Source organism: Winogradskya humida (assembly GCF_016862215.1).
Taxonomy (GTDB): Bacteria; Actinomycetota; Actinomycetes; order Mycobacteriales; family Micromonosporaceae; genus Actinoplanes; species Actinoplanes humidus.
This window is the reverse complement of sequence record NZ_BOMN01000040.1, coordinates 209,914-236,638: the sequence shown is the minus strand read 5'-3', so window position 1 is coordinate 236,638 and position 26,725 is coordinate 209,914. Positions and strand designations below refer to the sequence as shown.

Below are 26,725 nucleotides of genomic sequence, written 5' to 3'. Positions count from 1 at the left end.
CTAGTACCTTTGCCGCTTCCCACCCGAAACCGGTAGGCGCAAGCTGCCCAGGTGTCGAAGAAGGTGTCGAAGAAACGCAAACCGCTGATCGTCCTCGCGGTGGTGGTCCTGATCAGCGCGGGTCTCTACGCCGGCAACCGATCGGGGGACGGCAGCGGGCATCCGCGTCTGCTGGCGCATCGAGGGCTGGCCCAGACCTACCCGCTGGCCGGCGTGGAGAACGACACCTGCACGGCGACCCGGATCTACCCGCCGGAGCACGCGTACATCGAGAACACCCTGGCGTCCATGCGCGCGGGCTTCGCGGCCGGCGCGGACATGCTGGAGTTCGACGTCCAGGTCACCGCCGACAACCAGCTCGCGGTGTTCCACGACTCGATGCTCGAATGCCGCACCGACGGCGTCGGCAAGGTCCGCGATCACACCCTTGCCGAGCTGCGGAAACTCGACCTCGGTTATGGCTACACGGCCGACGGCGGAGCTACGTACCCGTTGCGGGGTAAGGGGATCGGTCTGCTACCGACCGTCCAGGAAGTGGTCGGGGCGTTCCCGGATCGTGAGCTGCTGCTCGACCTCAAGAACGAGGACGCGTCCGAGGGCGACCGGCTCGCTGACCACCTGGCCACGCTGCCCGCCGAACGGCTGGCCACCCTGGCTGTCTACGGCGGTGACGCGTCGGTCGCCGCGGTCGCCACCCGGTTGCCGGACCTGCGGACGGCGTCGAAGGCGTCGATGAAGGACTGCCTGCTCCGCTATCTGGCGACCGGCTGGACCGGCCACGTCCCCGCCGCCTGCCAGCACACCGAACTGCACTTACCCCTACGGTACGGCCGCTGGCTCTGGGGCTGGCCCAACCGCTTCGTCACCCGCATGAGCGAGGCTGACACCCGCGTCATCCTCGTCGCCGGTGAGGGCCCCTGGTCCGAAGGTTTCGACAGCCCCGAAGCGCTGGCGACGGTCCCCGACGGCTGGTCCGGCTGGCTCTGGACGAACCGTGCCGATGTGTTCTGACAAGACTGTCGCCCGGTCCCCCGCTCGGGGCCGGGCGCTTCGTCTTGGGAATGTGCTGCTCAGATGGCCTTGTTGCGACGGAGCTGGCCCTTGCGGAACTGGCCGTTGCGGGCGGCGCGGCGGAGCATGAAGACGGTCGGGATCGCGCAGACCAGCAGGGCGGTCAGGCTGGCCTCGGGGCCGAAGTCGCCGCCGGTGAGGACCGAATTGCCGTCGAGCGTGGTGTGCCAGAGGGTCGCCGTGGGCGTGGTGCCGGAGGTCGGGACCCCGAAGATGCCGGCCTCGGTGAGGTTCCAGGCGAGGTGGATACCGATCGGCAGCCACAGCGATCGGGTCAGCACGTAGGCGGCGACCATCATCGTGCCGCCCTCGATCGCGATGGCGACGGTGCCCCAGACGGTCGCGCCATGGTTGACCAGGTGGGTCAGGCCGAACAGGACCGAGGAGATGACCAGGGCGACCACGGTGCCGAGCCGCTCCTCCATGATCCGGAAGATGACCCCGCGGAACAGCATCTCCTCGTTCACCGCGACGCTCGACATGATGCCCAGGGTGATCAGGAACCCGCCGATCGACCCGCCGCCGATGTGCTCCCAGCCGCCGAACATCCCGATGATCAGCATCGTCAGCGTGAACGCCACCGCCCCGACGGTCACGCCGCGCCGCAGGTTCTTCCATCGGTCGACCTTGGTGACCTCCTCGACCTCGGTACGCCCCTCGACCTTGCGGTTCAGCCACCGGTAGAAGAACACCGCGCCGACCGCCGAGGCGATCCCGATCGGCAACCCGAGGAACGCGCTCATGTTCGACAACCCGTCGAACGCCCGCGCCACCACCAGTACCAGGGCCATCCCCACGATCAGGATCGGCGCCCGGAACGTCCGCAGCCGCTGCTGCCAGAGCGAACCAGCCGTGGTGCCAACCGGCGCGCCGGCCGGGGTAGTGGTGTTCCGGGGCTCCGCTGCGTGCGTCATGACCAGGCCTTTCGTCGGCGCTATCGCGCTCGTTGTCGATGGCTATGACGCTATTCAGCTCAGCCCTTCAGCCCATCCCGCCACAGATGACACCTGGGGGTAGCTCTCACGGGGGACCCCTGTCCAGCGTCCGGATCTTGAGGAGTGGGGACGCCAGTAGCCAGAGGCAGCCCAGCACCCCGCCCACCGCCGCGATCAGCAGCGTCGGCCGCACCCCGATGATCCCGCCGAGCACTCCGCCCAGCGCTGCCCCGAGCGGCCGCACCCCGTAGTTGATCGTGCCGAAGACGCCCGCGACCCGGCTACGCATGGCGTCGGCAGTGACGGCGGTCTTGACGGAGTTCAGGTTGATGTCCAGCAGCATCACGCCGAAGCCGGCGACCGCCTCGGCCGCCGAGAGCACCACTGCGCACACCCAGTGCGGACCGCCGGCGAAGGCGAGCGCCGCGGTGGGGGCCGGGAAGAGAAACGCGCCGAGCAGCATCATCCGGCCGATGCCGAAACGACGGGACAGCCGCGGTGCGAGGGTCGCTCCGGCCAGTCCACCGAGGGCGCCGACGCCGAGGGCCAGGCCGAGCAGGGAAACCGGGAGGCCGAGCGTACGCGTAGCAAAAAGCACGACCAACGCCTCCGCGACCAATCCGAAGAAGTTGATCGTCGTCACGCAGGCGAGCCCGGCGCGCAGATAACGGTGACCCAGGACGTAGCGCAGCCCGGCCCGCGCATCCGACATCAGTGACTTGGACGGCCCCGGTGCCGCCGGCGCGACCTCGATCCGGGAGATCAGCAGGGCCGAGGCGAGGAACGAGGCAGCATCCACGAGCAAGGCGATCGGCGCGGTCAGCGTCTGGATCAGGAAGCCGCCCAGCGCCGGACCGGCCACGAACGACGCCGAGCGACTGATCGACAGCTTGCTGTTGGCGTCGACGTAGCGGTTCCGGTCGACCAGGGCCACGAAGAATGACGGGTACGCCGCGTTGAACAGCACCTGCCCCACCCCGGCCAGCAGCGCGACGGCGAACAGCTGAGCCAGCGTGACCATGCCAAGCCAGTGCGCGATCGGGAGACTGAGCAGCACCAGCGCCCGCAGCACGTCCGCGACGACAAGCAGCCGGCGACGGTGCGCCTGACGATCGACCCAGGAGCCGACCAGCAGGGACAGCAGGTTCGAGGTCCAGACCGCGGCGGTGAGCAGACCCACCTCGGCCGGGCTGACGCCGAGGGTCACGACGGCGATCACGGGCAGGGCCAGTTCGGTGATCCGGTCGCCGAAGTTGGAGATCGTCTGGCCGCCCCAGAGCTTGTTGAACCGGGTCGCCCCGACAGCGGTGGCGGTCATGACGGCAGATAGTGCCGGAGGATGCGGACGATCCGGGCGCCTTCGGGTGCGGCTGTTTCGGCGCGGTGGACGTACGGTGCGATCAGCTCGTCGATCTTGATCTCTAGCTCGGCCAGCTCGGCGGCCGTGACGGCCACGCCGGTGTTCGACACTCCGGCGACCCGCATCCACTCCGGTGGCAGGGTCGGCTCGGTCTCCGTCAGCCATCGGCCGGCCTGAACGGCTGCCGCGGTCATCATCTGCTCGTTGAGCGCCCGGCCCGCTCCCTGCGTTTCCGGGTCGTCGCCGATCGACACCGAGAAGCCGCGGGCGACGGCTTTCCACCATCGTTGCCGCCGGTCCCCGGGGACCTCGTCCGGGTCGGCGTCGGTGACCAGGCCGAAACCCTCGAGATGCCGCAAGTGCCAGCTCGCCACGGAGGGCGTCGCTCCCACATGTGGCGACAAAACCGTCGCCGTCGCAGGCCCATGACGTTGCAGGTGCGACAGGATCGCCAGCCGCACGGGATGCGCCAGCGCCCGCATCGCCTGCGGGTCGGTGATCTGCCGATCGCCGAAGGGATTCGTGAGAGACATGTTTCGAGAGTACTCTCTCACGATAATGGCGATCTATATCTGTGCTGCGGCTATCGCGTCGTCCACCTCGGGGAAGATGGCGAAATACCTGCTCAGCCCGATGGTCTCGAGCAGTTCGGCGAGGAAGCGGTTGGGGCCGGCGAAGCTCAGCCAGCCGCCGCGCGCGGAGATCACCTGCTTGGCGGTCACAAACGCGCTCAGCCCGACCGAGTCGCAGAACTTGAGGTCGGTCATGTCGACGACTATTCGCGGAACGGTGCGTTCGAGCAGATCGGCGAGCAGATCATGGAGGCTGGCCGCGGTGTCGGAATCGAGTTCGCCGCTGAGACGAAGCACTGCGACATCGCAGCGGTAATCGGTCACGGTGGCTTGCATGGCATCGCTTTCCTCCTAGTTCGGCGGGATTACAGCCTAGATCTGGCTATCGAACCGGCGGCACACACCAAGTCCGTCCAGATCGCGCGGAACCATCCGGATTACGCAGCGAACTCGCGTGTTGCAGACCACTGAGGACACAAAAAATCGGGCCGGCCCCGTAGGGTCCGGCCCGATCAGAAGTTTGGCTGGCCAAGAGAGGATGCATGCGGCACAGCCCGGCTCCTGGCGTCAGATCTGACGCCACCGCCAGCGTGGGCCGCGCCACGCGTCTGCCAGGATCAGCGCGGACGCCTTACCCGGACACTGCTGCACCTTGGACTTTCCCTGGGGTCCACCCATCTGGGCCTCAACCTCCCAGGTCGTGCCGTCGGTGCGGACGTAAACATCCCGGCGCGATAGCCGGACGTCACCATTCCACCAGTGCTGCTCAACTCTCACACGTCGACTTTATGACAGATATCGAAGCTTCTGCGGGAGGCCGATCTGTGAAAGTTTTTCGACGGCAGGTCTAACCGGGATGTCCGATCCGGTGGTTTTCGCTCCCATGACTTGCGTCACGCCGACATTTTAGGGCGGCTAACTATTCGACACTCTGCGTGATTGCCGCAGGTGGGAGCCCCATTTTCAGGACGACGAAACGGTGCCGACACGCATCCGTCATCTGGCCAGCTTATTTGATCATGGCAGTGTCGAGGTCGGCGGCGGGGGTCCGGGCCAGACCAGGAGCACTGTGCACGGAGCGTGATCGACGACAAAGCGTGTGCGGTGCCCGAGGCTCTTCGGACCGAGCCGTCCTCGATCTCCGTCACGCGCCAGGACCAGCACATCCGCGTCCGCGCAGGCGGCAACCACGACTCGCTCAGGGCGGCCACGCAAAGTAAGTTTCCGCGCCGATCGGCCCAATCGCGCCTCCGCATTCGCCAGCAGAAGATTTTCCGCCCTAGTGAGCAACTCCACTGGATCCGCGCCCGCGACACGCCCAAGAAGACCCGCCGAACCGCTCATCGCGGCCTCGGTATCAACATCAAGAACGTGCAGCAGGGTCACTTCGCCGTCTTGTTCACGAGCCGCATCAACACACGCCTCCCACGTGCCTTCCGCGAGCCACACCAGAACGCTCACAGCCCTGACACTCTCAGACTTACCCATAGCGACGCTACCCCTACAATCAGGCACGCCGGTACGGTGAGCGCGCCGAGCCGCAGAAACTCCCCGGTCACCGGCGGTTGCCCGCGACCGTGCAGGATCCGCCGCCACAGCAAAGTCGCGAGCGAACCCACGTACGTCAGATTCGGACCGATGTTGGCGCCCAGCAGCACGGCCAGCACCAGCCCCGGCGAATGCGCGGCCAGCGGCAGCAACATCAGCGTCGCCGGCAGGTTGTTCAGCACGTTCGCGAGCACGGCGGCCAGCCCGGCCATCGCCAGCAACCCGAGCAGATCCGCATGCTGCGGCGCCACCCGATCCACCAGCGTGCCGAACCCGCTCCGGCTCACCGCCAGCACCACCACCCCGAGCGCCAGGACAAAAAGACAGAACCCGAGATTCGCTTTGCGTACGAGCGTTGTCACCGGCTTTTTCATCCGTACGCCCAGAGCGATCGCACCCACCAGGGCGACCCACGCCGGATGCACCCCCACGGGCCCCGCAACCGCGAACCCCGCCAGCGTCAGCCCGAGAACCACCAGCGCGAACTTCGGCGCCCGCTCCGGCTCGACCTGCGCCGAGTGCTCCGGCGTCCCCAGATCCTGAGCGAAGAACCGCCGCAGAATCAGATACTCGACGCCGATCACCGCCAGCCACGGCAACGCCATCAACCCGGCGAAACTCACGAACGAGAGCCCCGCCGCGGACAGCGCCAACAGGTTCGTCAGATTCGAGACCGGCAGCAACAGCGACGCGGAATTGGCCAGGTGGTTGCAGGCATAGACATGCGGCTTCGGGCGTACGCCCAGAGTGGAAGCAGTCGCGAACACCACCGGCGTCAGCAGCACCACCGTGGCATCAAGACTCAACGCCGCCGTCACCACCGAGGCGATGACAAACACGATCCCCAGCAGCCGCTGCGGTGAGCCCCGGCTCCAACGCGCCGCGACCGCCCCGGCGAACTTGAAGACCCCGGCCTCATCCGCCAGGTACGAAAGCAGCAGAACGGCCGCGAGAAACCCCACCGTCGGCCCCAGCTCGACCAGCTCGTCCCCGGCATCCCGCCACGAAACGAGCCCGAACACCACCACGATCACCGCCGCCGGCACCGCGGCCACCGCCTCCGGCAAACCACGAGGCCGCGCGACGGCAAAGCCGAGCACGCCCACGAGCAGCAGGAGAGAAACGATAGTGATCACCAGTCGCGAAGCATGCCCCTGCCCCGTACGGTCGAAACCATGGCGCGCCGATGGCTCCTCACGCTAATTCTGCTGGTGGTCGCCATTGTGGCGGCGGTCACCGGCCGCACGGTCCTGTTCGTGATCATGGTGCTTTTCGCACTGGCCGCCTCACCCCTGGCCTTCCCGACGTCCATCCCGGCGGCCGAGGCCCAGGCCCGCAGCGCTGCCGACGGAAAACCCATCGTCTACTGGCGCCCGGGCTGCCCCTTCTGCCTGCGCCTGCGAACCACCCTGGCCTTCCAGAGCCGCCGCCTCCACTGGGTCGACATCTGGAAGGACCCCGCCGCGGCCGCCGCCGTCCGAGCAGTCGCCGACGGCAACGAAACGGTCCCCACGGTCATCCTGCGCGGCGAACCCCACGTAAACCCGAACCCGACCTGGTTACGCGCCGCCATCCGAGCGCGATAACCACCACCGGCACGACACCCACCGGATACCAGGCCATGTCGGCCCAGTCGAAGGACGAACCCAGCACCAGCCTCGCGAGGGTGCTGCGGGCGCTCAGCTCCGCGGGCAGCGAGGTCAGCTGCAGAAGCTCGATCGCCCAGCAAAAGGCAACCGCCAGAACGCCGGCAACGCCCGGATGAACCCGCGGCCACACAACGTAGACACCGGCAAACACCATGGTCGCGTAGAGCACCGTCCCAGCATTCGCCGCGAACGCCCCACCACCCACCGCCCGGACCACCAGGCCCAGGGCGACAATTACCCCGGCCCCGCCCAGAGCTACCAACCGCCGCATGCCCGAGATCCTAGAATCCGGCCCGGAACTGCACGTGTCGGGCGGGCGACTGGGGGCTTGTGGTGGGGGTGCTGGGGAAAGAGAGTGACCCAGCACGCACCTGGTCTTTGTCTCCTTCGGGGCGTGGCGCTGCGTTCGGGCCGATGCAGCCGCTACCGTCACTCGCTGAGAACAGATGTTCGTGGGGGGATTCGTGTCGACTTTCGCTGCCGGCGTCGCTCGGGGCAAGAACGGCTGGACGGCATCCGAGGTGGAGCTCACCGGGGTGGCCGATATCGACGAGGTTGTCGACCGGCTGCGCGATGCCGAGCCCGATGCCGAGTTGTCGTTGCTGTTCGTCGAGGCCGACGATCAGTATTTGGTGATTATTCGCCTGGATGAGGGCGATGACCTGCGGGTCTTCGGGTCTGATTCGGCCTTCGCGGACGAGTCGCGCCTCGGTGCGCTGCTGCTCGCCGATGTGGAGGCGCCGTCCTTGGAGATCGACGAGCTGGCCGCGCCGCAGGGTGATGACGACGAGGACGAGCGGCCCGCCGCCGACCCCGACGCCGACCCTGTGGGCGATGTCGAGCTGCTCGCGGATCTGGGGATCAGTTCGCACCGGCTGCTCACCCTCTGTGGTCTTGAGGGGATGCTGCCGGCGGACGTGACCGCTGAGATCTGCCAGAAGCTGGGCGCCGGCGACGAGCTCGAAGAGCTGCGCGACGCGTGATGGCCCGCCCTCTGCACGAGACGTGGATGCGGCGGGCGCTCTCCGTCGCCACCACATCGGCGGAGGACGTGCCGGTGGGCGCGGTGATCTACGACGCGGCCGGAAACGAGCTGGCCACGGCCGGCAACGAGCGTGAGGCGGCCGGGGATCCGACCGCCCACGCCGAGGTGCTCGCGCTGCGTCGCGCCGCTGCCGTCACCGGCAGTTGGCGCCTGGATGGCTGCACACTCGTGGTGACGCTGGAGCCGTGCACGATGTGTGCCGGCGCGCTGGTGCTGGCCCGGATCGGCACGCTCGTCTTCGGCGCCTGGGAGCCGAAGACGGGCGCGGTCGGGTCCCTCTGGGACGTGGTCCGGGATCGACGCCTGAACCACCGCCCAGAGGTCTACACGGGCGTCCTGAAAGCCGAATGCGCGGCCCTGATGCGCGGATTCTTCCGGCACGCCGACTAGTTGTTCCGGCGCATCGACTATTTTTTCCGGCGCACCGACTAGGCAATAGCCGTGTCGAGGCCGATCTGCACCATGTCGGAGAAGCCCTGCTCGCGCTGCGCGGCATCCATCTTGTCGCCACGCTTGATGTGGTCGCTGACGGTCAGAATCGTCAGCGCCTTCACCCCGAACTTGGCCGCGATCGTGTAGATGGCAGCCGACTCCATCTCGACCGCAAGCACGCCGTAGTCGGCGAGCCGGTCGTACAGGTCGGGCCGGTCCGTGTAGAACTCGTCAGCGGCCAGAATCGGACCCACCCGCAGCGGAACGTTCCGCCGCTCAGCGACCTCGGCCGCGGTCCGCAGCAGCCCGAAATCAGCCACGGGCGCGTAGTCCACCAGCCCGTCAAAGCGCAACCGGTTCATGTTCGAGTCGGTGGCCGACCCGATCGCCGCAATGACATCCCCGAGCTGCAGATCCATCGCCAGCGCCCCGCACGACCCGATCCGGATGATGGACTTCGCGCCGTACTCGTTGATCAGCTCATGCGTGTAGATCGAGGCCGACGGCATCCCCATGCCCGACCCCTGCACCGAAACAGGCACGCCCTGCCACGTGCCGGTGAACCCCAGCATCCCCCGAACCTGCGTATAACAGACCGGGTCCTTCAGAAACGTCTCAGCGATCCACTTCGCCCGCATCGGATCCCCGGGAAGCAGAACCCGCTCAGCGATATCGCCCGGCTTCGCGCCGATGTGAACACTCATGAAAGCTGATCCTGCCAGGCGCCCGCCGCCCGGACGCCAGGACCTGGCACTTCGAGCCCTGATCCGGTTTGGGGTTACCCGCCTACAGACGCCCCAGCCGGTCAGTTATTCTACTTCACGGTGGTGTGTCCGAGCGGCCTAAGGAGCACGCCTCGAAAGCGTGTGAGGGTGCAAGCCCTCCAAGGGTTCAAATCCCTTCACCACCGCCGTTGATCGCCCGGTAGCTCTCGCTGCCGGGCGATTCGCTTTTCATCGGTAAGCCGCAGCTATGCCCTGGGTCCGCCTCTATGCCCCTGGGTATAGACGGCTCTCCGGCCGCAGCCAGATCCGCGCGGGGCATCGTGACTGCCAGGCTGTTGGGCATGGAGAGTTCGAGCACCGAGTCCCCCGCCCGCATCTGGCTCCGCCGGCTGGTCATCGCCGTTTCCTGCGCGCCGCTCGCTGCGCTCAGTGTTCTGCACACGATGGGACGCTCGGAGGACTTCGGCGTGCTGGGACGCTGGTACGTCATGGTCCCGCTGGCCGTCGGGTGTTATTTCGCCTGGAATCTCATTGAGAAGGCGATCGCGTGGACCACGCCGGTCGAGACTCGCGAGGAAGCTTAGGCATCCAGCTCGCTGAAGAACGCGAGGACCGGCGCGATCACCTGGTCGGGATGGGTCACCGGGGTGAGGTGACCGGCGCCGGGGAGTTCGAGGTAGCGGCTGTGCGGGATCGCCGCCGCCACCTCGCGCGCACGGGCCGCGAAGGTGTCCGTGTCCTGCGCGAAGCCCATCACCAGGCACGGCACCCGAATGTCGGCCAGTGCCGCCAGCCTGTCCCGGTGCGTTTCGATGAATTCGCGAGCTTGTGCGGCGGCCGCCGGGTTGGTGTCCGCAGACCAGGCCTGCAGGTTGGGCAGCAGGTGGTCCAGGAACGCGTCGTCGCTCAATAGGGCCGGCGGATAGCTGGTGAGCAGCAGCAACGCGAGCCGCACCGGGTCCAGCGACGCATCCGACGCGTCCAGACGCTGCCACGCTGATTGCAGGACGCGGTCGATGCTGTTCTGCCGACCGTACGGTGCGATCAGGGCCGCGCCCACTATCCGTAACGGGCGGAGGAGGGCGGCTTCCTGGGCGATGGCCGCGCCCTGGGACCAGCCGAGCAACCGCACCGGCGGCCCGCCCAGATGGTCCAGGAGGGCCGCCACCGCCGCAGGAGCCGGGCCGTCGGCGCTGTGGACGAACGTGAGGGCCTGGTAGCCGGCGTTGACCAGCGCCGTCACGAGCGGGCGGGCCCACCAGCCCGGGTCGGCGCGCGGGTTGCTGAGGATCACGACGGGTGGGCCGGAGCCGAAGGTTTTGTAGTGGCCGGCGCCCGTCAGGCTGATGCTTTCCAGGGCTTCATCCAGGGGGATTCGGGCCAGCCTTCGGCGGCGGCCATTAATGGGTACGCCGTGGCGCCGTCGACTGATTCGCGGATGATGTCGGCGTGGCCTGCGTGGCGGGCGGTTTCCTGGATCAGGTGGAGCAGGACCCAGCGTACCGACCAGTTGTCGATGTCTTTCGGGTTCCAGGGGACCGTGTGGTCGACCGGGACGGGATGGTCGAGGTCGTCGATTTCCGCGATTGTCTTCTCGGTTTTCGCGGCGATGCGGTCGTAGTCGGCGAACACGTCCTCGATCGTTTCGCCGTCGGCCAGCCGGAAATTGTTCTCGTAGGCGGCATAGTCGACCGGGCGCTGCTCACGGCGTACCGTGTCGATCCAGTTTTCCTCGGTGGAGGCGCAATGCTTGATCAGACCGCCGACCGTGAGCGGGCTGGCCGATGCGGCGGTTCTGAGCTGGTCCTCGGTAAGGCCGAAGGCCGTCAGGCGCACGACGTAACGCATCTGGGTGAGGTAGGCGAGCAGTCCCTCACGTTCGTTGCTGATGGCGCCGACCTGACCGGGCATGAGCGTTCTCCTGTCCATTTCGCTGGGCTTTCCCGCCCAGGTTAGGACGCTTTCAGGTCAGTTTCCGGCCGCATTCCGATCGCCGTGTCGCCCACCCGGGTGACCCATCCGCCCGCGCGCCCGAGCGCCAGCAGAGATTCCCGATCAAGACCGATTTCCACGGGTACGCCCGGAGCTGCCGGCCACCCCCGCCGAAGCTCACCGGGCCGGCGCAGGAGCCCGGTCAACTCGTCGACGGAGTCGAGCGATTCCGTAAAAATCGACAGGTCGGAAAGAACAAGTTCCATTGCTTCGCGTACGGCGTCCGCGTTGCCGCCGCACATCGCCGCGATGAGTTCGGGGCGGGTGGCGGCTACCCGCGTACCGTCGCGAAAAGAGCCGGCGGCGAGCGTACCCGCCAAAGGGTTGTCTTCGATCAGGTTGCTGAGCGCCGCGGCCAGCAGGTGCGGAACGTGGCTGATCCGGGCAACGGCCCGGTCGTGTTCGTCAGCCGTCGCGGGCACGACCCGGGCGCCGATGGACGTGTAGAGGCGGGCCAGCGTGACCCAGTCGGCCAGGCCGGTGCCGCCAGGCTCCAAGCAGAGCACCCACGCGCACTCGTCGAACAGGTGCGGGTCGGACGCGAGGAAACTCGACGACTCCTTGCCGGCCATGGGATGCCCGCCGACGTAGCGCAGGCCGCCCATCAGATCACGGACCGGGCCTTTCACCGAGGTGACGTCGGTGATCAGGCCGGGGAAGCCACTCAGGTCGGCGAGAACGGCGGGCGCTGCGGGCAGCGGTACGGCGAGCACCACCACCTCGGCGTCCGTCACCGCTTCCGCGACGCTGTCGGTGACGTGCCAGGCGCCCTTGATCTCGACCGGGCGGATCGAAGGGTCGGCGAAGTGGTGGGCACCCGCGGCCCTGGCCATGGCGGTCGCCTCGGCCCGGGTCGAGGACGCCAGGTCGTAACCGGTGACGTGATGGCCGTGGGCGGCGAGGGCGCGCAGCAGCGAGCCGCCGATGAGTCCGAGACCGATGACCGCGACATTCACGGGCCGACTCTCGCACACCCGGCCGTCAGGCCTTGCAGTTGTTGGCCTTCGCCCATGAGTTCACCTTCGCGACGGGGCTCTTGTTGCCACCCTTACGCCACGAGTCCAGGAACGTCGCCGGCCAGATCACACCGCGCCGGACCTTCCAGTCGCCCGTCTTCGCGCACGCCGGCGAGATGCCGTAGTGCAGGTGGCAGACGCCGTTGGCGTTACCGGTGTGCCCGACCTTGCCGACCTGCTGGCCCGCCGTGACCCGGACCCCGGCCTTGATCCCCGACAGCACCTTGCTCAGGTGCGAGCCGTAGTAACGCACCCCGTCATCGCCAAGGATCGACACGGAGAGGCCGCCGTTGAGCGGACCGTCCGGCTGCCCCTTCACGTACTCGTCCTTGAGGCTCACCTCGAGCACGACACCACTGGTCGTGGCGACCGCCGGCTCACCGCAGTCGGCGAAGATGTCCGTCGCCGGATACTTGCTGTGCGTCGGGTGGTAGTCGACGTTCGAGGCCTTCACCGGGAATGTGTACTTCACGGTGGTCGCGGTCTTGCTCGGGCTTTTGCTGGGACTCGGGCTCGGGCTCGTGGACGGCGGCGCGCTGGCTTTACCCGCGGCTGCCGGCGGGTCAGCGGACTCCGTCGCCGCCGTCGAGGGCGGATCCACGAACTGCGGTGTCGCCGAGCTTGACGAGTCGTCGCTCGGCGAGCCGCACGCGGCAAGCGAGAACACGGCAACGGTCAGGACCGAGAACGTACGCAGGGAAACCACGGCGCCATCCTGGCAGAAGTCATCCATCCCCGCTGACCTGCCGGCCGTGGATAAGGTGAGTGACATGACGGAACAGCACGGCGGCTGGGGCTCCTCGACACCACCGCCCGGCTGGCTGCCCACGTCCGCGCAGCCGGCGCAGACCCTCCAGCCGAGCCGGCCTCCCACGATGCCGCCTTACGCGACTGCGCCGTACGCAAATGCGCCCTACGCGACTGCGCCACATGCGAATGGGCCGTATGCGAACGGGCCGTATGCGAATGCGCCTTACGCGATGCCGCCTGGCATGGCACCGATGGGCCGCCCGCCCGCGTTCCCGCCGAGCCTGCCACCCCGCCCGGTCTATCGCGAACCCCACGCCATCTCAGCGGGCCCGCTCCTGGCCGGCATCGGAGCGACAGCGCTCTGGTTCGCCCTCTTCGGAGCCCTCGGCCGCGACCTCATGTCGTACGCCTGGTGGACATTCGCCGCCGCCGTCTCCGCCTGGCTGACAGCCGCCCTCCTCACCTTCATCGGCAACCGCGGCGTCGCCGTAGGAGTAGCGGTCAGCAGCGCCCTCGGCCTGTCCATCGCAGCCGGCTTCGTAGCCGCCCGATGGATCACCACCAACGACTGGCCCCTGTGGTGATTGCCCCACTCTGCCCATCCCTGTGAGCCACAATGGGTACGCTCCCAGTCGCACAACGCACTCACTCTTGACGAACGCCGACAGCCCAGGAAGTCTCGGCTCATGGCCCACGTACCGCAGCGACTCGACCCCGAGCGTCGCCGTCGCCGGCTCGAGCTCCTGGCAGCCCTCGCCGATGCCAAATCAGCCCGAGACCACGCCCAGCCATCCCGCCTCCGCGGCGCCCGCCTCCGCGAACTGATCGCCAACCGCCGCCGCCTCGCGAACTGACCAGGCCGGCATCTCGCGCTGTCTGGCCAGACCCGAGAGGCGCGCTTACCCGCGCGTAGGTGTCGGCGCCCGCGAAGCGGTTCGTCCACCTTCGCTATGAGCCCGAGGACCCCGGCCGCCGCCGAACTCGCTGACCTCGCTCGCCGCCGTTGGAGAGGTCTCAGTTACCAAAATTGGAGCTGGCCACGCGCGCGCCGACAGCTGTGCCGGCGAAACCGCAGGTCGGCAGCGAACAATCTGAGTCCGCGTTCACCGCGGATCGGTCCGCCGTAGCGGGTCATCCGTCGGGCAGGCCTGATTGCATGACGCGTCGCGCACTGCGATAGGGGCCGTCATGGGAGTCACGGGATGGCCCGGCTCCGGCGTGGCCCGGTGTTACCAGCACCCCACGGCAAATGAAGCCACAACAAGAAAATGCACGGTGCCTTCACACGCTTTCGGGACGCGACGTCTCGTGGTCCTTGGACCGGATGGCTGCGTGATCAGGTCGGGACGGCAGCGAGCTGGGCGGTGGACTCAGGGCTGGGGGTGGGGCGTATTTGGAGGGGGGGAGCGTTACAGGCGCGCCAAGGCCTTGCGGAGCGGGTCGAGGCCCAGGGAGCCGAGGTTGAGGGCGTCGCGGTGGAAGTCTTTGAGGTTGAAGGTGGGGCCTTTTCGGGCTTTGGCGTCGTCTCGGGCTTGGAGCCAGATGCGTTCGCCGACCTTGTAGGAGGGGGCTTGGCCGGGCCAGCCGAGGTAGCGCTTCCATTCGAAGCGGAGGACGTCTTCCTGCATGCGGCAGTGCTGGCGGAGGAAGTCCCAGCCGAGTTGGGGGGTCCAGCGGGCGCCGGGGTGGAAGGCGAAGGGGTTGTCGCGGGGGATTTCGAGCTCTAGGTGCATGCCGATGTCGACGATGACGCGGGTGGCTCGGAGGGCTTGGGCGTCGAGCATGCCCAGGCGGTCGCCGGGGTCGGCCAGGTAGCCGAGGTCGTCCATGAGGCGTTCGGCGTAGAGGGCCCAGCCTTCGCCGTGGCCGGAGGACCAGCAGAGGAGGCGTTGCCAGCGGTTGAGGGTGTCGGCTTCGTGGATGGTCTGGCCGATCTGGAGGTGATGGCCGGGGACGCCCTCGTGGTAGACCGTTGAGGTTTCGCGCCAGGTGGAGAATTCGGTCTGGCCTTCGGGGACGGCCCACCACATGCGGCCGGGGCGGCTGAAGTCCTCGCTGGGTGCCGTGTAGTAGATGCCGCCGTCGCTGGTGGGGGCGAGGCAGGCTTCGACTGTGCGGACGGCGGGCGGGATGTCGAAGTGGGTGCCGTTGAGCTCGGAGATGGTCTTGTCGGCGGTGGCCTGCATCCAGTCGCGGAAGGCTTCTTTGCTGGGGATGCGGCGGGCCGGGTCGGCGTCGAGGAGGGCGACGGCTTCGTCCACTGTGGCGCCGGGGCCGGCGATCTGGGCGGCCGTGGCGCGCATCTCGCGCTCGAGGCGGGCCAGCTCCTCGAAGCCCCAGGCGTAGGTTTCGTGCTGGTCGACGCGGGCGCCGAGGAAGTATTGCGAGGCGCGGTCGTAGCGCTCCGGGCCGGCGGCTTCCTTGTCGCGGCCGTAGGGGGACAGCTCGGTGAGCAGGAACTGGCCGAACTCCGCGACGGCGGCCGTGGCCGCGGCGGCGTTGCGGGTCAGCTCGGTCTGCAGCGCGCCGGTCGCCTCGAGGCCTTCGGCGAGGCCGTGGAAGAAGTTGTCGCGGGCCGGGTCGGTCCAGGTGGCGCACTGCTCGGCGACCTCGATCATCTGGATCCGCGCGCTGGCGTTGCCCTTGGCGGCCTCGTCGAGCAGCGTGCGCCGGTATTGCCGCAGGGCGTGCGGGAAGCCGCCGAGGCGGGCCGAGATGTTGGCGACCGCCTCCTCGCCCTGGATCGGCATGAGGTCGAAGGTCATCCGCATGCCGTGCACCGCGCTGGTGATGACGTTGATCTCGCTGGCGATGTCGCCGGCGTCGTAGCGGGTCAGGTCGAGACCGAGCCGCTCCTGCATGGCGTCCTTGGCGACGTTCTCACGCTCGGTCCCGGGCTCGATCAGGTCGAGCTCGGTCAGCGTGCGGCGGGCCAGCTCGGCCTGGGCCTCGAAGCCCTCCGGCGACAGGTCGTCGAGCTGGGCGTCGTGGCCGGGCACGCCGATGAAGGTGGCGCCGGTCGGGTTGAGCGGGGCCCACTCGTCGACGTAGCGGTTCGCAAGGTCATCAATCTGTCCCACGCGACGACCCTACGGGAGGGGGCTGATATTTTCCCGCCCGTTATCCGGGGGTGCTGTGGCTCACTGTCCAGTCGAGCAGGCGATCCATGGACCAGGAATTAACGACCCTGTCCACGGGTACGCCGCACAGCGCGGCCCGCTCGCACCCGTACCTCTGCCAATCGAGCTGTCCCGGGGCGTGCGCATCGGTGTCGATGCTGAACAGGCACCCGGCCTCGACGGCGACGGTGAGCATCCGTTTCGGGGGGTCGAGCCGGTCCGGGCGCGAGTTGATCTCGATGGCCTTACCGTGCTCGGCGACCGCGGCGACCACCCTTGTCAGGTCGAAGTCACTGGGCGGCCGGGTGTGCCCACGTCGATGCCCTTTGTCCCCTTCCCCGGATGCTGCGACCTTCCGTCCGGTCATGTGCCCGAGGATGTCGAGGTGCGGGTTCTCGATGGCCGCCAGCATCCGGCGGGTCATCTTGGCCGAGTCGTCGCGCAGGCCGCTGTGCACCGAGCCGACCACCACGTCGAGCCGTTCGAGCAGCTCGTCCTCCTGGTCGAGGGAGCCGTCGGCGAGGATGTCGACCTCGATGCCGGTGAGGATGCGGAACCCCTCGGGCAGCGCCTCGTTCACCTTGGCCACATGGTCGAGCTGTTTGCGCAGCCGGGCGGCGGTCAGTCCGTGCGCCACCGTCAGTTTCGGCGAGTGGTCGGTGAGCACCATGTATTCGTGGCCGAGCTCGACGGCGGCCAGCGCCATCTCCTCGATGGGCGAGCCGCCGTCGGACCAGTCGGAGTGGCAGTGACAGTCGCCGCGCAGCGCCGAGCGCAGGACCGCCGCCGCGCCCTTCAGGTCGGTGCCCTCGGTCGACTCGATGCGGCGCAGGTAGACGGGCTCCTCGCCGGCGAGCGACTCGGTGACGCAGCGTGCGGTCACGTCGCCGATCCCGGTGAGTTCGGCGAGGGTGCCGTCCGCCGCACGCCGGTTGAGCTCGTCGGCGGGCAGCGCGGCGACGGTCGCGGCCGCCGACCGGAACGCCTTGACCCGGTAGGTCGCCTCGTTGGCGCGTTCCAGCAGAAAGGCGATGCGTCGCAGGTCAGCGATCGGATCTCGGGAGGTCACCACGTCACGATAGGGCTTGGCGGACGTTCTCGCGGCTGGTGAGGAAGACCGTGGCGGGGTCGCCGAGGTACGACCACGGCATCTTGCTCGGGTGGTCGCCGATCGCGTCGAAGCAGGCCTGGGCTGCCCGGGCCTCGCCGCCGCCCCCGAACGCGATAGCGAAGATCCCGAAGAGGCCCTGATCGCCGGGGGTGCGCTGGAACGCCGGGTGGAAGATGGACCTGTTCGCGGCAGCGTGCACCTCGGCCACCACCTCCGGCCGCGCCAGGTAGTCCTCGCCGGAGATCTGCACCGCGATCTCGAAGTGGGCCCACGCGATCAGCGAGCCGAGAGCATTGCCGTCCGGCATCGCGGCGACAGTCTGCCGGGCGAAGCCCAGGGCCAGTTCGTCACTGCCGCCCCATTTGGCGCACTTCTGCTGGAGCAGGCGGGCGTGCGCGGGGCGGTGCCAGCGGTCCCGGGCGATGACCTGCTGGAAGCGGCGTTCCGTCTCCTCCAGGCCGAGCTCGCGGCCGATGGACGTCTGGATCAGCGCCGTCCAGGCGAGCGGGTCGCCGGGGTCGCGGGCGATGGCCTCGTCGAGGGCGTCCTCGGCGAGTTTGAGACGGCGGAAGAAGACCGCGAACTGCTCCTGGCTGACGTGCTGCGCCTGCAGGTTGCTGCGCGCCTCCCAGGCCCAGGTGATGGCGTGGTCACCTTTCACCAGGAACGGCAGCGCCGATTGAGGCTCCGCCGCGATCCACTCGTCGATCCACGGCTGAGGACCCCGCCGGTCGCAGAGCACGTCGAGGTAGAACGCGCGGATCTCCCAGTTCGTGGTCGCGGTGAGCACGTCGCGGGCGTACTTCCAGTCGCCGTTGTCGGCGGCCGCGATCAGCGACCGGGCGGTCGGATCGCCATGGGTCGGGTCGAACACGATCGTCGGCGCCGCCGGTTTGTCCCGTTTGAAAGGCCACATGTGGATCTACGTCTCCCCTGTTCAGAGCAGGGATGATAGGTCAGCGGCCGACGCGGGAGTAGACCTCCCGGCGAAAACCCCGGTACGCCCGGACGGTGTCCCACGGGTCCTCGGCGGGCAGGTCGCCGATGGCGTCGAGGTGGGTGGCCGCCGCTTGGAATTCTCCGGCGAGCACGAAGGCCAGGGCGAAATACCCCTCGGCTGCCTGGTAACCGGGTCGGCGCTGGAAGGCGGGGTGCCGCACAGACTTGCCGCCGGCGGCGTAGAGCTCGGCGATCACTCCCGTACGCCGCAGGTAGTCGATTCCCTCGTCGTGCCGGCCGGCGTGCTGCAGGTACGCCTCCGGAACGAGCACGCCCAGCTCGGACCCGTCCGGCATGTCCTCGACCGTCTGCCGGGCGAACTCCACGCCGATGCCCTCCTGGCCGCTCCACTTCTCGTGCAGCTGGTTCAGCAGGTTGCGATGCGCGCCCCGGTTCCAGCGGTCCCGGGCGGTCGCCTCGCTGAAGCGGTGCCGCGCCTCCCCGACCCCGAGCTGGCGGCCCATCGCCGTGACGACCCGCTGGGACCAGGCGATCGGGCTGTCCCTGTCCCGCGTGGCCGCCTCGTCGAGGGCGTCCTCGGCCAGCTTGAGCCGGCGGAAGAAGACGGCGAACTGGTCCTGGGACACGTCCTTCGCCAGCTTCGTGCTGCGTGCCTCCCAGGCGTACACGATCTGCTGGCGGCCCTTCGCGAGGTAGGGCAGTGCGGATTTCGGCTCGGCCTTGATCCAGTCATCGATCCAGGGCTGCGGCCCTTCCCGCTCCACGGCGAGGCACAGGTAGAACTCGCGCTGGTCCCAGTCGGTGACCGCGGTGAGCCCGTCGCGGACCGTGGCCCAGTCGCCACGCTCCCCGGCGGCTGCGATCGCACGCGCGGCCGGATCGCCGAAAGTCGGGTCGAAAGCGAGCTTTTTGAACGGCCACATGAGATCTGTCCCCCCGGCTGCGGAGACAGGATCTTAAGGGGTTGCCCGGAGAATATTGAGATCGGTATCTTCCCCGGACCGTCGGCCCGCTCGGGCTCTCAGACGGTAAAACGGGGAAGGAAGCACGGGGGATGTTTCGCGCTGCCGCATCGCTGGCGATGCTGCTGGGTTTCTATGTCGTCGCTCTGATCCAGCTCGTGATCGTGATCGCGTTCGCCATCTGGGTGGGCGTCGAAACCACGGCCTTCATCGGTGCCAAGATCGCCATCCCGCTGGTCATCGCGGTGGGCGCCACGTTCGTCGGGGTGTTCAAGGCGATGCGCACCCGCTCCGGGGCGGAGCACGGGCTGCTCGTCACACCGCAGGCCGCGCCGGAGCTGTGGAACACCGTGCACGCGCTGGCCACCGAGGTCGGCACCCGGATGCCCGACGAGATCCGGCTCGTGCCCGAGGTCAACGCCGCGGTCAGCGAGGACGCCAAGCTGCTCGGCCTGATCGGGGGACGGCGGCGGCTCTACCTGGGCATGCCGCTGATCCAGGCGTATTCGGTCGACCAGATGCGCTCGATCATCGCCCACGAGCTCGGCCACTACTCGGGCCGGCACACCGGTCTCGGCGTGGCCGCCTACCGGGGCCGGCTCGCGGTCGAGGAAACCGTGGAGCAGCTCGGCAGGTTCAACCCCGTCGGCATCGTCTTCCGCGGTTACTCCCGGCTGTACCTACTCGTCGACAACGCGGCCTCGCGCAGCCAGGAGCGGGAGGCCGACCGGGCGTCGGTGCGGGTCGCCGGCCCGGCTGCCGCCATCGAGGCGCTCAAGGACCTGCCCGCCGTCAGCGCGGCCTGGGGTTTCTACTTCAGCAGGTACGTCGCTCCGGGCTGGGAGGCGGGCTACGCGCCGGACGACCTGTTCGGCGGTTTCGGGCAGCTCGTCGCCGCGCGCCAGGAGGAGCTGGCCGAGCTGCGCCAGCAGGAGCCCGAGGAGGCGACGTCGCGGTGGGACACGCACCCGTCGCTCGCCGACCGGATCGCCATCATGCGCGCGGCGCCGCAGCAGGCGCACCCGGTCGACGGCCGGCCCGCCACGGTGTTGCTGCCCTCGATCCAGCAGGCGGGCGTCGCCCTGCAGCGTGAGGTCGTCGAGGTCGGCTCCCGCCAGGTGCTGCCCTGGCCGCAGTTCATCGCGGCCGCGACGACGGCCGGGCTGCAGCGCACGTCGGACCGGATCTTCCGGTCGCTGACCCGGCTCACCGGCACGTCGGAGCCGAGCCTGGGTGCGCTGCTGGACCTCGTCGAGGCGGGGCGGCTCGGCGAGCTTGCTGAGGAGTTCTTCAGCAACGCGACCCGTAAGGAGGCCGCGGTCAAGTTCTCCGGCCCGATGGACATGATGCTCACGCTGGCCGCGATCCGCTCCGGCAAGGCGTTCTGGCAGATGTCCTGGACGGAGCCGGTGAAGTTGGTCGACGCGGACGGCGCCGACCTGGACCTCGAGGACATCGCCAAACTCGCCGTCAACCCCGAAACGCTCGGCGAGGCGCGGTCCCGGCTGGCCGAGATGGGCGTACGCGTAGAAGCCGCCACCGTGATCGAAGCGAAGGCAACCGGCCGGGGTGCCGAGGTCATCGGCGCGATGGCCAACGTCAAGGTCGACGGCATCGAGTCCGACCTGGTGCTGCTGAACCGCGGTTTTGTTGTCGCCTCGGCACCCAAGAAGTCCGACAAGGGCGAGCAACGGCTCGAGGAACTGGTCCAGATGTACACCGGGGAGGAGCTGGCCGCGCGCTTCCGTTTCATCCCGTTCGAGGAGGCCGGCGGGGCCACGATCACCAAGCGAACGCCGATCCGGGCCGAGCTGCGCCTGCACGACGGGACCGTGGTCACGATGGAGGAACGCTGGTCGGGCGATCAGCTCGGCAAGAGCCGCGACACGTTGGTCGAGATCCTCGAGCGGATCATCCGGAACACGGAAGAGTAGTCAACTGACTACGCTACGCAAGGTTATTTTTACGAACAAGTAACACGCGTAGGGGCAGAGCACCTTACTCCATTGTGGAAAGCTGCGCCTAATCGGGCACCCCGTCGGCCAGGCCGCCGCGCGGGCATTCGCGCACGGCCCCCGACGGTGCCCGATCGCAGGCCGCGCCACGTTTCCCACCCGCGTACGACCAGGCAACCCCTGCGGTCCATCCCCCGATCAGACGAGTCAACTCTGACCTAGGGAAAGGGGTCGCCCGCTTTTTTCTCGGCTAGATTGTCCCCGATCGGTGCGCCCACGCGACTACGGAGTGTAGTCACCAAACGGTGTAAAGCGGGCGCATGGCGGAGGAATTGACGATGTCAGACTCGGTGAACCACCGGCGAACCCGGACGCGCTCCGTACTAGCGGCCGTCATGACGGTCCTGATCCTCGTGCCGGCGGGGGTTTTGTTCACCCGGGTCTGGAGTGACGTCTCCGACCGGCGGGCCGGCACCAAGCTCGAGCAGAAGGGCGTCGAGTACCTGGCGGCCCTCGCTCCGCTGGTCAGCTCGCTGGCCGAGGCGCAGTCGTCCGCGCTCTCCGGCGTCTCCGACCCGCCCGCCTCGCTGACCACCGCGGTCAACGGCGTCGCGGCGGTGGACCAGCGGCTCGGCGGCGATCTGCGGACCCGTGACCGCTGGACGGGGCTGCGGCAGAAGATCGAGCTGCTGCCCAAGACCACTGGCGACCCGCTCACCGTCCTGCAGGCCCACGTCGAGGTCGCCGATCTGACGCTCGCCCTCTACGAGGCCGTACGCGACAACTCCGAGCTGGCCCGCGACCCCGACAACGACCTCGCGCACCTGCAGGAGGCGGTCGGCGTCGACCTGCCCACCACGGTTGTCGAGGTGAGCCGGATGGGCGACTACAGCCAGCTCGTCGCCAAGGCCACCGCCGCGCAGCTCGCCCAGCTCAGCCCGCAGTTCGGGGCCGCGGTGCTGGCCGTCAACACGTACGTCAACCGCCTCACCGACAACCTGCAGGCCGCGGTCGACAACACCACGAGCGGCACGCTGAGCGGGAGCCTGGTCAGCGGGCTCGACTCGTTCCGGCGCGGTGTCGAGTCGCTGACCCGGGGTGCGAATCCGGGCGGCGTACCGAATGCGGCGACCATGGCCACCGCGCAGAGCCAGCTTCAGGTCTCGCTGTCGAACCTGTCGAACATCACCGTCCGGGAGATGGCGACCCTGCTGCAGGACCGGCTCGACCGGTTGGCGTACCGCGAGGCGGAGACGCTGGCCGCCGGTGTGCTGATCGCGCTGCTCATCGTCGGGGCGGTCGTGCTGCCCCTGACCGGCCGCCGCCGACGGGGCCGGCCGATTCACAGCGAAGCCGCCCGGGACGTGACCGTAGGACCGGGCGATGTGGACACCACACGACGGGAGCACGCCAGTGCTCTTCGGTAAACTCCGCATTCTGGGCAAACTGGTCCTGCTGATGCTCGTGCCGCTGGTAGGCGTCGTCGCCCTGGCCGTGCCGATCGTCGTCAACCGCATCGAGGTCGGCCGCGACGCGCAGCGCATCTCCGACTCCGTGCAGTTGGCCACCCAGGTCGGCTCGGCCGTGCAGGAGCTCCAGGAGGAGCGGCTGCTCTCGGTCGGCTACCTCTTCGGCCTCATCCAGCAGCCCGAGCTCGTGGTGCAGAGCGCCAAGGCGACCGACCGCATCGAGGGCCTCAAGAGCCTGGACCAGCCGCTGCCGGCCGGGCTGCGGCGCGCGGTCAACAACATCTCGCGGCTCACCAGCACCCGCGCCAACGTGATCAACCGGACCATCCGGCCCGACCAGATCGTCACCGAGTTCACCGACGTGATCACCCCGATCATCAACGGGCTCGCCCTCTCCACGAACGCCGACCTGACCACGTCCGCCGGACGCCAGGTCTACGCGCTCGACCAGGCCCTGCGCAGTGACGACCTGATCAGCCAGGCGGCCAGCCACCTGACCGGCGCCGTGGTCACCAAGAATTCCGGGCTGGTCGGGCTCTTCTCCTCGACGCTCCTGCAGCTCCAGCTGATCATCACCAATGGCGAGCCGTACTTCACCGCCAGCCAGTACAAGCTCTACCTCGGTGCCCAGTCGGCGTTCGGTGCCCGGGTCGGCAACCAGTTCCTGACCCAGGCGCAGACCGACCCGTCCGGCGCGGTGAAGCTGCTGAACATCCAGACGCTGTTCCCGTCGCTGCGCTCGGTCATCGTGCTCGGCGGTTTTGTGGAGAAGCGCGTGGCCGCCGACGTGGACGCCGCGGTGACCGAGAGCCGCAACGGCGCTCTGCGTACGGCCGGTGTGGTCGGCGGCGGTGCCCTCCTGCTCGTCTTCGCGGTCGTCGCGCTGTCGCTGCTGATGGCGCGCGCGGTCGCCCAGCCGTTGCGCCGCTTGACGACCTCGGCCGACCGGATCGCCCGCGCCGCCGAGGCCGAGCTGGAACGGGTCGCGGACGATGACGCGGAGACCGTACGCCCGATCCGGCTCGACCCGGTCGACGTGGCCGGCCGGGACGAGATCGGCGACCTGGCCCGCGCCTTCGACCGCGTGCAGAGCACGGCCGTCCGGCTGGTGGAGCGTCAGGTGCTCGGCCGGCGCAACGTCGCCCAGATGTTCGGGCACGTCGGGCGGCGGACGCAGAACCTGGTCGGCCGCCAGCTCGCCCTGATCGACAACCTGGAGCGCCGGGAGACCGACACCGACCGGCTGGGCGAGCTCTACCGCCTCGACCACATGTCCAGCCGCCTTCGCCGCAACGCCAGCTCGCTGGTGGTGCTCTCCGGTGGGGCCGGCGCCAACGACCACATGGCCCCGCTGGCGCTCTCCGACGTCGTGCGGCTCGCCCTCGGCGAGATCGAGGACTACACGCGCGTCGACGTCGAGGTGCCCGAGGAGATCGTGGTCGTGCCGGCCGTCCTGGCCGACCTGACCCTGCTGCTCGCGGAGCTGATGGAGAACGCGACCTCGTTCTCGCCGCCGCACACCCGCGTCACGGTCACCGCCGCCGAGCTGCGCGGGGGTGCCCGGCTCGCGGTTGTCGACCACGGTCTCGGCCTGACCCCGGAGCGCATCGCCGAGGAGAACGCGCGGCTGACCCGCCGCGAGCGCCTCGACCTCGCCCCGTCCGAGGTGCTCGGCCTCTTCGTGGTCGGCCGGCTCGCCCGGCGCCACGGCATGGAGGTCACCCTCGCCGACACCCCCGACGGTGGCATCACGGCCTGGCTCGACCTGCAGCCCGATCACCTGGTGCCGCGGGTCGACACCGTGGTCACGCCGCACGGCCCGATCCAGGCGACCGTGCCGAGCCAGCACAGCGAGTTCTCGCCGCTGGTCGCGGGCGGTTCGGCGCGCTCGGTTCCGGGCAGCGCCCTGCCGTTCGACTCGAACATGCTGGGACGGGCCACCCGTACGCTCGAAGTGGCGAAGTCCTGGAACGCGTTCGCCCTGCGGCCGCAACTGGAGGCCACGCCGGTCGCCGGTCGTTTCCCGGCCGGCCTGCCGCAGCTACCCGCCGGTGGACAGGTCCGCGCGGAACTCGAGGCCCCGGCGATTCCCCGCCAGCGCCCCGCACCCGAAGAGGCCCCGGTGATCCCCCGCCAGGTTGCCGAGCCGCTGCGCCGGCGGATCCCGGGCAACCAACTGCCTGCCGAGACCGCCCCGAGGATCCATGCGACCGTCCCCACCACGGACGACGCGCTGGCCGCCCGCGCCGCCTTCGACGCGTTCGAGGCCGGCGTCTCCCAGGCCCAGTGGGACGTCGCCGAGCAGGAGATGTCCGCGCCCCCGGCCGTGGGGCACGCCCCGCTCTCCCGACGGGTGCCGGGCGCGACCCTGCCGGTCGGCGAGCCCAGCACCCCGACCCCGCCGGCGTCGCCGGCCCAGCCGCTCGATCCCGACGCCGCCCGGGCGTTGATGGAGCAGTTCGAGTACGGCGTTGCCCGAGCCCTGAGCGAAACCCAGCCACAACCCGAGGGACAACCGCGATGACATCCCCCTACTCCACCGACACCGGCAACGGCACCGCGCAGTCGCAGCTCAGCGCCGAGGCCAAGACCTTCAACTGGCTGCTGGACTCGTTCACGTCCGGCACCGCCGGCGTGGTCGAGGCGATCGCCGTCTCCTCCGACGGCCTGCTCATGGCGATGTCCGCGATCAAGGACCGCCCGAACGCCGAGCGGCTCGCGGCTGTCGTCTCCGGCCTGACCAGCCTCGCCGGCGGCGCGGCAAGCTGGTACAAGCTCGGCAGCCTCAACCGGGTCATCATCGACATGGCCGACGGCTACCTACTGGTGACCGCGATCAGTGCCGGCTCGGTGCTCGGCGTCGTTGCCGACCGGTCCGCCAACCTGGGCACGCTCGCCTACGAGATGACCCTCTTCGCCACCCGCGCGGGCGGCGCCCTCAGCCCGCGGCTCATCGCTGAATTGAAGAACGCCGTCCAGCAATGAGATATCCGGCCGGACCCGACGACCCGGAACACCCGGCGACTCCCGGGGTCCGGCCGTTCCTGCGCGGCAAAGAGGCCCCACCGGCCCCGCAGGAAGTGGCGCCCGCGCTGCGGCCCTTTGTGATCACGTCGGGGCGCGTGGCCGCGGTCGACCCCGACATCGGGCTGGAGACCCAGGTCAGCGCGCTGCCGAGCGCTTTTTACGCGCGGCTCTCCCCCGAGCAGCGGGCAATCGTCCAGCTGTGCCGCGACCCGCTTTCCCTGGCGGAGATCTCGGCGCAGCTCCGGATGCACTTCGGCGTGACCCGGATCCTCGTCTGCGATCTGCGGGCAGCGGGGCATCTGGACGTGCACGTCCTGCAGAGCGACTTCCCCGACCCCGACACCATCATGCGAGTGATCCGTGGCCTTCGATCCATACTCTGACAGCCGCGTCGTAGGCAGCGCGCGTGTGCCGGAACCGCCGCGGCGCAAAGCCCCGGTGCCGGTCAAGATCATCGTGGCCGGGGGCTTCGGCGTCGGCAAGACGACCACGGTCGGTGCCATCTCCGAGATCTCGCCGCTGACCACCGAGGCCGAGATGACGATGGAGTCCGTCGGCGTCGACGACCCGGGGCAGGCGAGCGCCAAGACCACCACCACGATCGCCATGGACTTCGGCTGCGTCACCATCGACCAGACCCTCAAGCTCTACCTCTTCGGTACGCCGGGCCAGTCGCGCTTCTCGTTCATGTGGGACGACCTCGTGCGTGGAGCCCTCGGCGCCCTGGTAGTGGTCGATACGTCCAGGATTGATGACTGTTATCCCGCAGTGGACTATTTCGAGCGTGCTGGGCTTCCCTTCGTGGTCGGTGTGAACACCTTCAACGGGCAGCTCGGCTACAACCTGGACGAGGTTCGCTGGGCGCTCACTGTGCGTGACGAAGTACCTGTAGTGCAGTTCGATGCCCGGTTCCGTGGTTCCGTACGCGACGCCCTGCTCGTCGTTCTGGATCAGGCCCTCAACAAAGCATTGCGGATGCGGCAGTAAGGTTTGCGCCGAGTCGCGTAGTACCGGTTTCCAATCTGAC

The 26,725-nt window shown here is 68.8% G+C and carries 30 protein-coding genes and 1 tRNA gene; 14 read left to right on the top strand and 17 right to left on the bottom strand.

The features are described 5' to 3' along the window. The first annotated feature begins 51 nt into the window (after nucleotides 1-51). Complete coding sequence (locus Ahu01nite_RS17300) at nucleotides 52-1,011, top strand: glycerophosphodiester phosphodiesterase family protein (RefSeq protein ID WP_203837549.1); 960 nt, start codon at nucleotides 52-54, stop codon at nucleotides 1,009-1,011. Nucleotides 1,012-1,070: 59 nt separating this feature from the next. Here Ahu01nite_RS17300 and Ahu01nite_RS17295 read toward each other — a convergent pair whose 3' ends face one another. From Ahu01nite_RS17295 to Ahu01nite_RS17265, 7 genes are all read right to left on the bottom strand, one after another. Beyond that, on the bottom strand, nucleotides 1,071-1,985 hold the full coding sequence (locus Ahu01nite_RS17295; RefSeq protein WP_203837548.1) for a CPBP family intramembrane glutamic endopeptidase: 915 nt from the start codon (nucleotides 1,983-1,985) through the stop codon (nucleotides 1,071-1,073). Between the two features lie 106 nt (nucleotides 1,986-2,091). After that, nucleotides 2,092-3,324 (bottom strand): MFS transporter, encoded by a 1,233-nt coding sequence (locus Ahu01nite_RS17290; RefSeq protein WP_203837547.1) that lies wholly within the window; start codon nucleotides 3,322-3,324, stop codon nucleotides 2,092-2,094. After that, a complete protein-coding gene (locus tag Ahu01nite_RS17285; protein WP_203837546.1) occupies nucleotides 3,321-3,899 on the bottom strand; it encodes an ArsR/SmtB family transcription factor in 579 nt (192 codons plus the stop codon). Before Ahu01nite_RS17285 ends, Ahu01nite_RS17290 begins: the two co-directional genes overlap by 4 nt. Nucleotides 3,900-3,932: 33 nt before the next feature. Continuing rightward, a complete protein-coding gene (locus Ahu01nite_RS17280; protein ID WP_203837545.1) occupies nucleotides 3,933-4,274 on the bottom strand; it encodes an STAS domain-containing protein in 342 nt (113 codons plus the stop codon). A gap of 231 nt (nucleotides 4,275-4,505) precedes the next feature. Continuing rightward, entirely contained in the window at nucleotides 4,506-4,715 is a 210-nt protein-coding gene (locus Ahu01nite_RS17275; protein ID WP_203837544.1) for a hypothetical protein, read from the bottom strand. A gap of 240 nt (nucleotides 4,716-4,955) precedes the next feature. Further along, nucleotides 4,956-5,426: a universal stress protein gene (locus tag Ahu01nite_RS17270; protein WP_239158907.1), complete on the bottom strand. Its 471-nt coding sequence runs from the start codon at nucleotides 5,424-5,426 to the stop codon at nucleotides 4,956-4,958. Next, on the bottom strand, nucleotides 5,396-6,622 hold the full coding sequence (locus Ahu01nite_RS17265; RefSeq protein ID WP_203837542.1) for an SLC13 family permease: 1,227 nt from the start codon (nucleotides 6,620-6,622) through the stop codon (nucleotides 5,396-5,398). The genes Ahu01nite_RS17270 and Ahu01nite_RS17265 overlap by 31 nt, the downstream gene beginning before the upstream one ends. Nucleotides 6,623-6,661: 39 nt before the next feature. Between Ahu01nite_RS17265 and Ahu01nite_RS17260 the strand changes: the two genes are divergently transcribed. Continuing rightward, nucleotides 6,662-7,072 (top strand): glutaredoxin domain-containing protein, encoded by a 411-nt coding sequence (locus tag Ahu01nite_RS17260; RefSeq protein WP_203837541.1) that lies wholly within the window; start codon nucleotides 6,662-6,664, stop codon nucleotides 7,070-7,072. On the opposite strand, the gene Ahu01nite_RS17255 is transcribed toward Ahu01nite_RS17260, so the two are convergent. Then, nucleotides 7,002-7,406, bottom strand: a complete 405-nt coding sequence (locus Ahu01nite_RS17255; protein ID WP_203837540.1) for a ribosomal maturation YjgA family protein — start codon at nucleotides 7,404-7,406, stop codon at nucleotides 7,002-7,004. The genes Ahu01nite_RS17260 and Ahu01nite_RS17255 overlap by 71 nt on opposite strands. 193 nt (nucleotides 7,407-7,599) lie before the next feature. On the opposite strand from Ahu01nite_RS17255, the gene Ahu01nite_RS17250 reads away from it, so the two are divergent. Beyond that, nucleotides 7,600-8,118, top strand: coding sequence for a tRNA adenosine deaminase-associated protein (locus tag Ahu01nite_RS17250; protein WP_203837539.1), 519 nt, complete (start codon nucleotides 7,600-7,602; stop codon nucleotides 8,116-8,118). Beyond that, complete coding sequence (locus Ahu01nite_RS17245) at nucleotides 8,118-8,570, top strand: nucleoside deaminase (RefSeq protein WP_203837568.1); 453 nt, start codon at nucleotides 8,118-8,120, stop codon at nucleotides 8,568-8,570. Before Ahu01nite_RS17250 ends, Ahu01nite_RS17245 begins: the two co-directional genes overlap by 1 nt. A 38-nt stretch (nucleotides 8,571-8,608) precedes the next feature. Here Ahu01nite_RS17245 and deoD read toward each other — a convergent pair whose 3' ends face one another. After that, complete coding sequence (gene deoD, locus Ahu01nite_RS17240; protein WP_203837538.1) at nucleotides 8,609-9,316, bottom strand: purine-nucleoside phosphorylase; 708 nt, start codon at nucleotides 9,314-9,316, stop codon at nucleotides 8,609-8,611. 119 nt (nucleotides 9,317-9,435) lie between these two features. On the opposite strand from deoD, the gene Ahu01nite_RS17235 reads away from it, so the two are divergent. Next, a tRNA-Ser gene (locus Ahu01nite_RS17235) sits at nucleotides 9,436-9,522 on the top strand. Between the two features lie 156 nt (nucleotides 9,523-9,678). Next, nucleotides 9,679-9,921: a hypothetical protein gene (locus tag Ahu01nite_RS17230; RefSeq protein WP_203837537.1), complete on the top strand. Its 243-nt coding sequence runs from the start codon at nucleotides 9,679-9,681 to the stop codon at nucleotides 9,919-9,921. On the opposite strand, the gene Ahu01nite_RS17225 is transcribed toward Ahu01nite_RS17230, so the two are convergent. The 4 genes from Ahu01nite_RS17225 to Ahu01nite_RS17210 are packed head-to-tail and all read right to left on the bottom strand — an operon-like array spanning nucleotide 9,918 to nucleotide 13,078. Beyond that, nucleotides 9,918-10,631: an alpha/beta fold hydrolase gene (locus Ahu01nite_RS17225; RefSeq protein ID WP_203837536.1), complete on the bottom strand. Its 714-nt coding sequence runs from the start codon at nucleotides 10,629-10,631 to the stop codon at nucleotides 9,918-9,920. The two genes, Ahu01nite_RS17230 and Ahu01nite_RS17225, sit on opposite strands and share 4 nt — an antisense overlap. Nucleotides 10,632-10,675: 44 nt before the next feature. Next, nucleotides 10,676-11,248, bottom strand: coding sequence for a DinB family protein (locus Ahu01nite_RS17220; RefSeq protein ID WP_203837535.1), 573 nt, complete (start codon nucleotides 11,246-11,248; stop codon nucleotides 10,676-10,678). Between the two features lie 41 nt (nucleotides 11,249-11,289). Continuing rightward, nucleotides 11,290-12,285, bottom strand: coding sequence for a prephenate dehydrogenase (locus Ahu01nite_RS17215; RefSeq protein WP_203837534.1), 996 nt, complete (start codon nucleotides 12,283-12,285; stop codon nucleotides 11,290-11,292). Between the two features lie 25 nt (nucleotides 12,286-12,310). Continuing rightward, nucleotides 12,311-13,078 carry a M23 family metallopeptidase gene (locus Ahu01nite_RS17210; protein WP_239158906.1) on the bottom strand — a complete coding sequence of 256 codons (768 nt, stop codon included), beginning with the start codon at nucleotides 13,076-13,078 and terminating at the stop codon, nucleotides 12,311-12,313. Nucleotides 13,079-13,115: 37 nt separating this feature from the next. On the opposite strand from Ahu01nite_RS17210, the gene Ahu01nite_RS52030 reads away from it, so the two are divergent. Both Ahu01nite_RS52030 and Ahu01nite_RS17200 read left to right on the top strand, forming a co-directional pair. Beyond that, the gene (locus tag Ahu01nite_RS52030) at nucleotides 13,116-13,679 is read left to right on the top strand and encodes a hypothetical protein (RefSeq protein ID WP_438874792.1); all 564 of its coding nucleotides are present in this window, start codon (nucleotides 13,116-13,118) and stop codon (nucleotides 13,677-13,679) included. Between the two features lie 102 nt (nucleotides 13,680-13,781). Then, on the top strand, nucleotides 13,782-13,949 hold the full coding sequence (locus Ahu01nite_RS17200; RefSeq protein WP_203837533.1) for a hypothetical protein: 168 nt from the start codon (nucleotides 13,782-13,784) through the stop codon (nucleotides 13,947-13,949). A gap of 555 nt (nucleotides 13,950-14,504) precedes the next feature. Here Ahu01nite_RS17200 and Ahu01nite_RS17195 read toward each other — a convergent pair. Genes Ahu01nite_RS17195 through Ahu01nite_RS17180 form a run of 4 tightly spaced genes read right to left on the bottom strand, consistent with a single transcriptional unit; the run spans nucleotide 14,505 to nucleotide 19,208 of the window. Continuing rightward, nucleotides 14,505-16,175 (bottom strand): DUF885 domain-containing protein, encoded by a 1,671-nt coding sequence (locus tag Ahu01nite_RS17195; RefSeq protein ID WP_203837532.1) that lies wholly within the window; start codon nucleotides 16,173-16,175, stop codon nucleotides 14,505-14,507. 40 nt (nucleotides 16,176-16,215) lie between these two features. Beyond that, nucleotides 16,216-17,283 (bottom strand): PHP domain-containing protein, encoded by a 1,068-nt coding sequence (locus Ahu01nite_RS17190; protein WP_203837531.1) that lies wholly within the window; start codon nucleotides 17,281-17,283, stop codon nucleotides 16,216-16,218. Between the two features lie 4 nt (nucleotides 17,284-17,287). Beyond that, a complete protein-coding gene (locus Ahu01nite_RS17185) occupies nucleotides 17,288-18,241 on the bottom strand; it encodes a DUF4034 domain-containing protein (protein ID WP_203837530.1) in 954 nt (317 codons plus the stop codon). A 40-nt stretch (nucleotides 18,242-18,281) separates the two neighbouring features. Next, entirely contained in the window at nucleotides 18,282-19,208 is a 927-nt protein-coding gene (locus tag Ahu01nite_RS17180) for a tetratricopeptide repeat protein (protein ID WP_203837529.1), read from the bottom strand. 131 nt (nucleotides 19,209-19,339) lie between these two features. Here Ahu01nite_RS17180 and Ahu01nite_RS17175 point away from each other — a divergent pair, with 131 nt between their 5' ends. From Ahu01nite_RS17175 to Ahu01nite_RS17150, 6 genes are all read left to right on the top strand, one after another. Continuing rightward, entirely contained in the window at nucleotides 19,340-21,181 is a 1,842-nt protein-coding gene (locus tag Ahu01nite_RS17175) for a M48 family metallopeptidase (RefSeq protein WP_203837528.1), read from the top strand. Between the two features lie 416 nt (nucleotides 21,182-21,597). Next, the gene (locus Ahu01nite_RS17170) at nucleotides 21,598-22,629 is read left to right on the top strand and encodes a hypothetical protein (protein WP_239158905.1); all 1,032 of its coding nucleotides are present in this window, start codon (nucleotides 21,598-21,600) and stop codon (nucleotides 22,627-22,629) included. Beyond that, on the top strand, nucleotides 22,616-25,195 hold the full coding sequence (locus Ahu01nite_RS17165) for a sensor histidine kinase (protein WP_203837527.1): 2,580 nt from the start codon (nucleotides 22,616-22,618) through the stop codon (nucleotides 25,193-25,195). Before Ahu01nite_RS17170 ends, Ahu01nite_RS17165 begins: the two co-directional genes overlap by 14 nt. After that, nucleotides 25,192-25,656 (top strand): roadblock/LC7 domain-containing protein, encoded by a 465-nt coding sequence (locus tag Ahu01nite_RS17160; RefSeq protein WP_203837526.1) that lies wholly within the window; start codon nucleotides 25,192-25,194, stop codon nucleotides 25,654-25,656. The genes Ahu01nite_RS17165 and Ahu01nite_RS17160 overlap by 4 nt, the downstream gene beginning before the upstream one ends. After that, nucleotides 25,653-26,081, top strand: coding sequence for a DUF742 domain-containing protein (locus Ahu01nite_RS17155; RefSeq protein ID WP_203837525.1), 429 nt, complete (start codon nucleotides 25,653-25,655; stop codon nucleotides 26,079-26,081). The genes Ahu01nite_RS17160 and Ahu01nite_RS17155 overlap by 4 nt, the downstream gene beginning before the upstream one ends. Continuing rightward, the gene (locus tag Ahu01nite_RS17150) at nucleotides 26,059-26,685 is read left to right on the top strand and encodes a GTP-binding protein (protein WP_203837524.1); all 627 of its coding nucleotides are present in this window, start codon (nucleotides 26,059-26,061) and stop codon (nucleotides 26,683-26,685) included. The genes Ahu01nite_RS17155 and Ahu01nite_RS17150 overlap by 23 nt, the downstream gene beginning before the upstream one ends. Nucleotides 26,686-26,725: the final 40 nt, after the last annotated feature.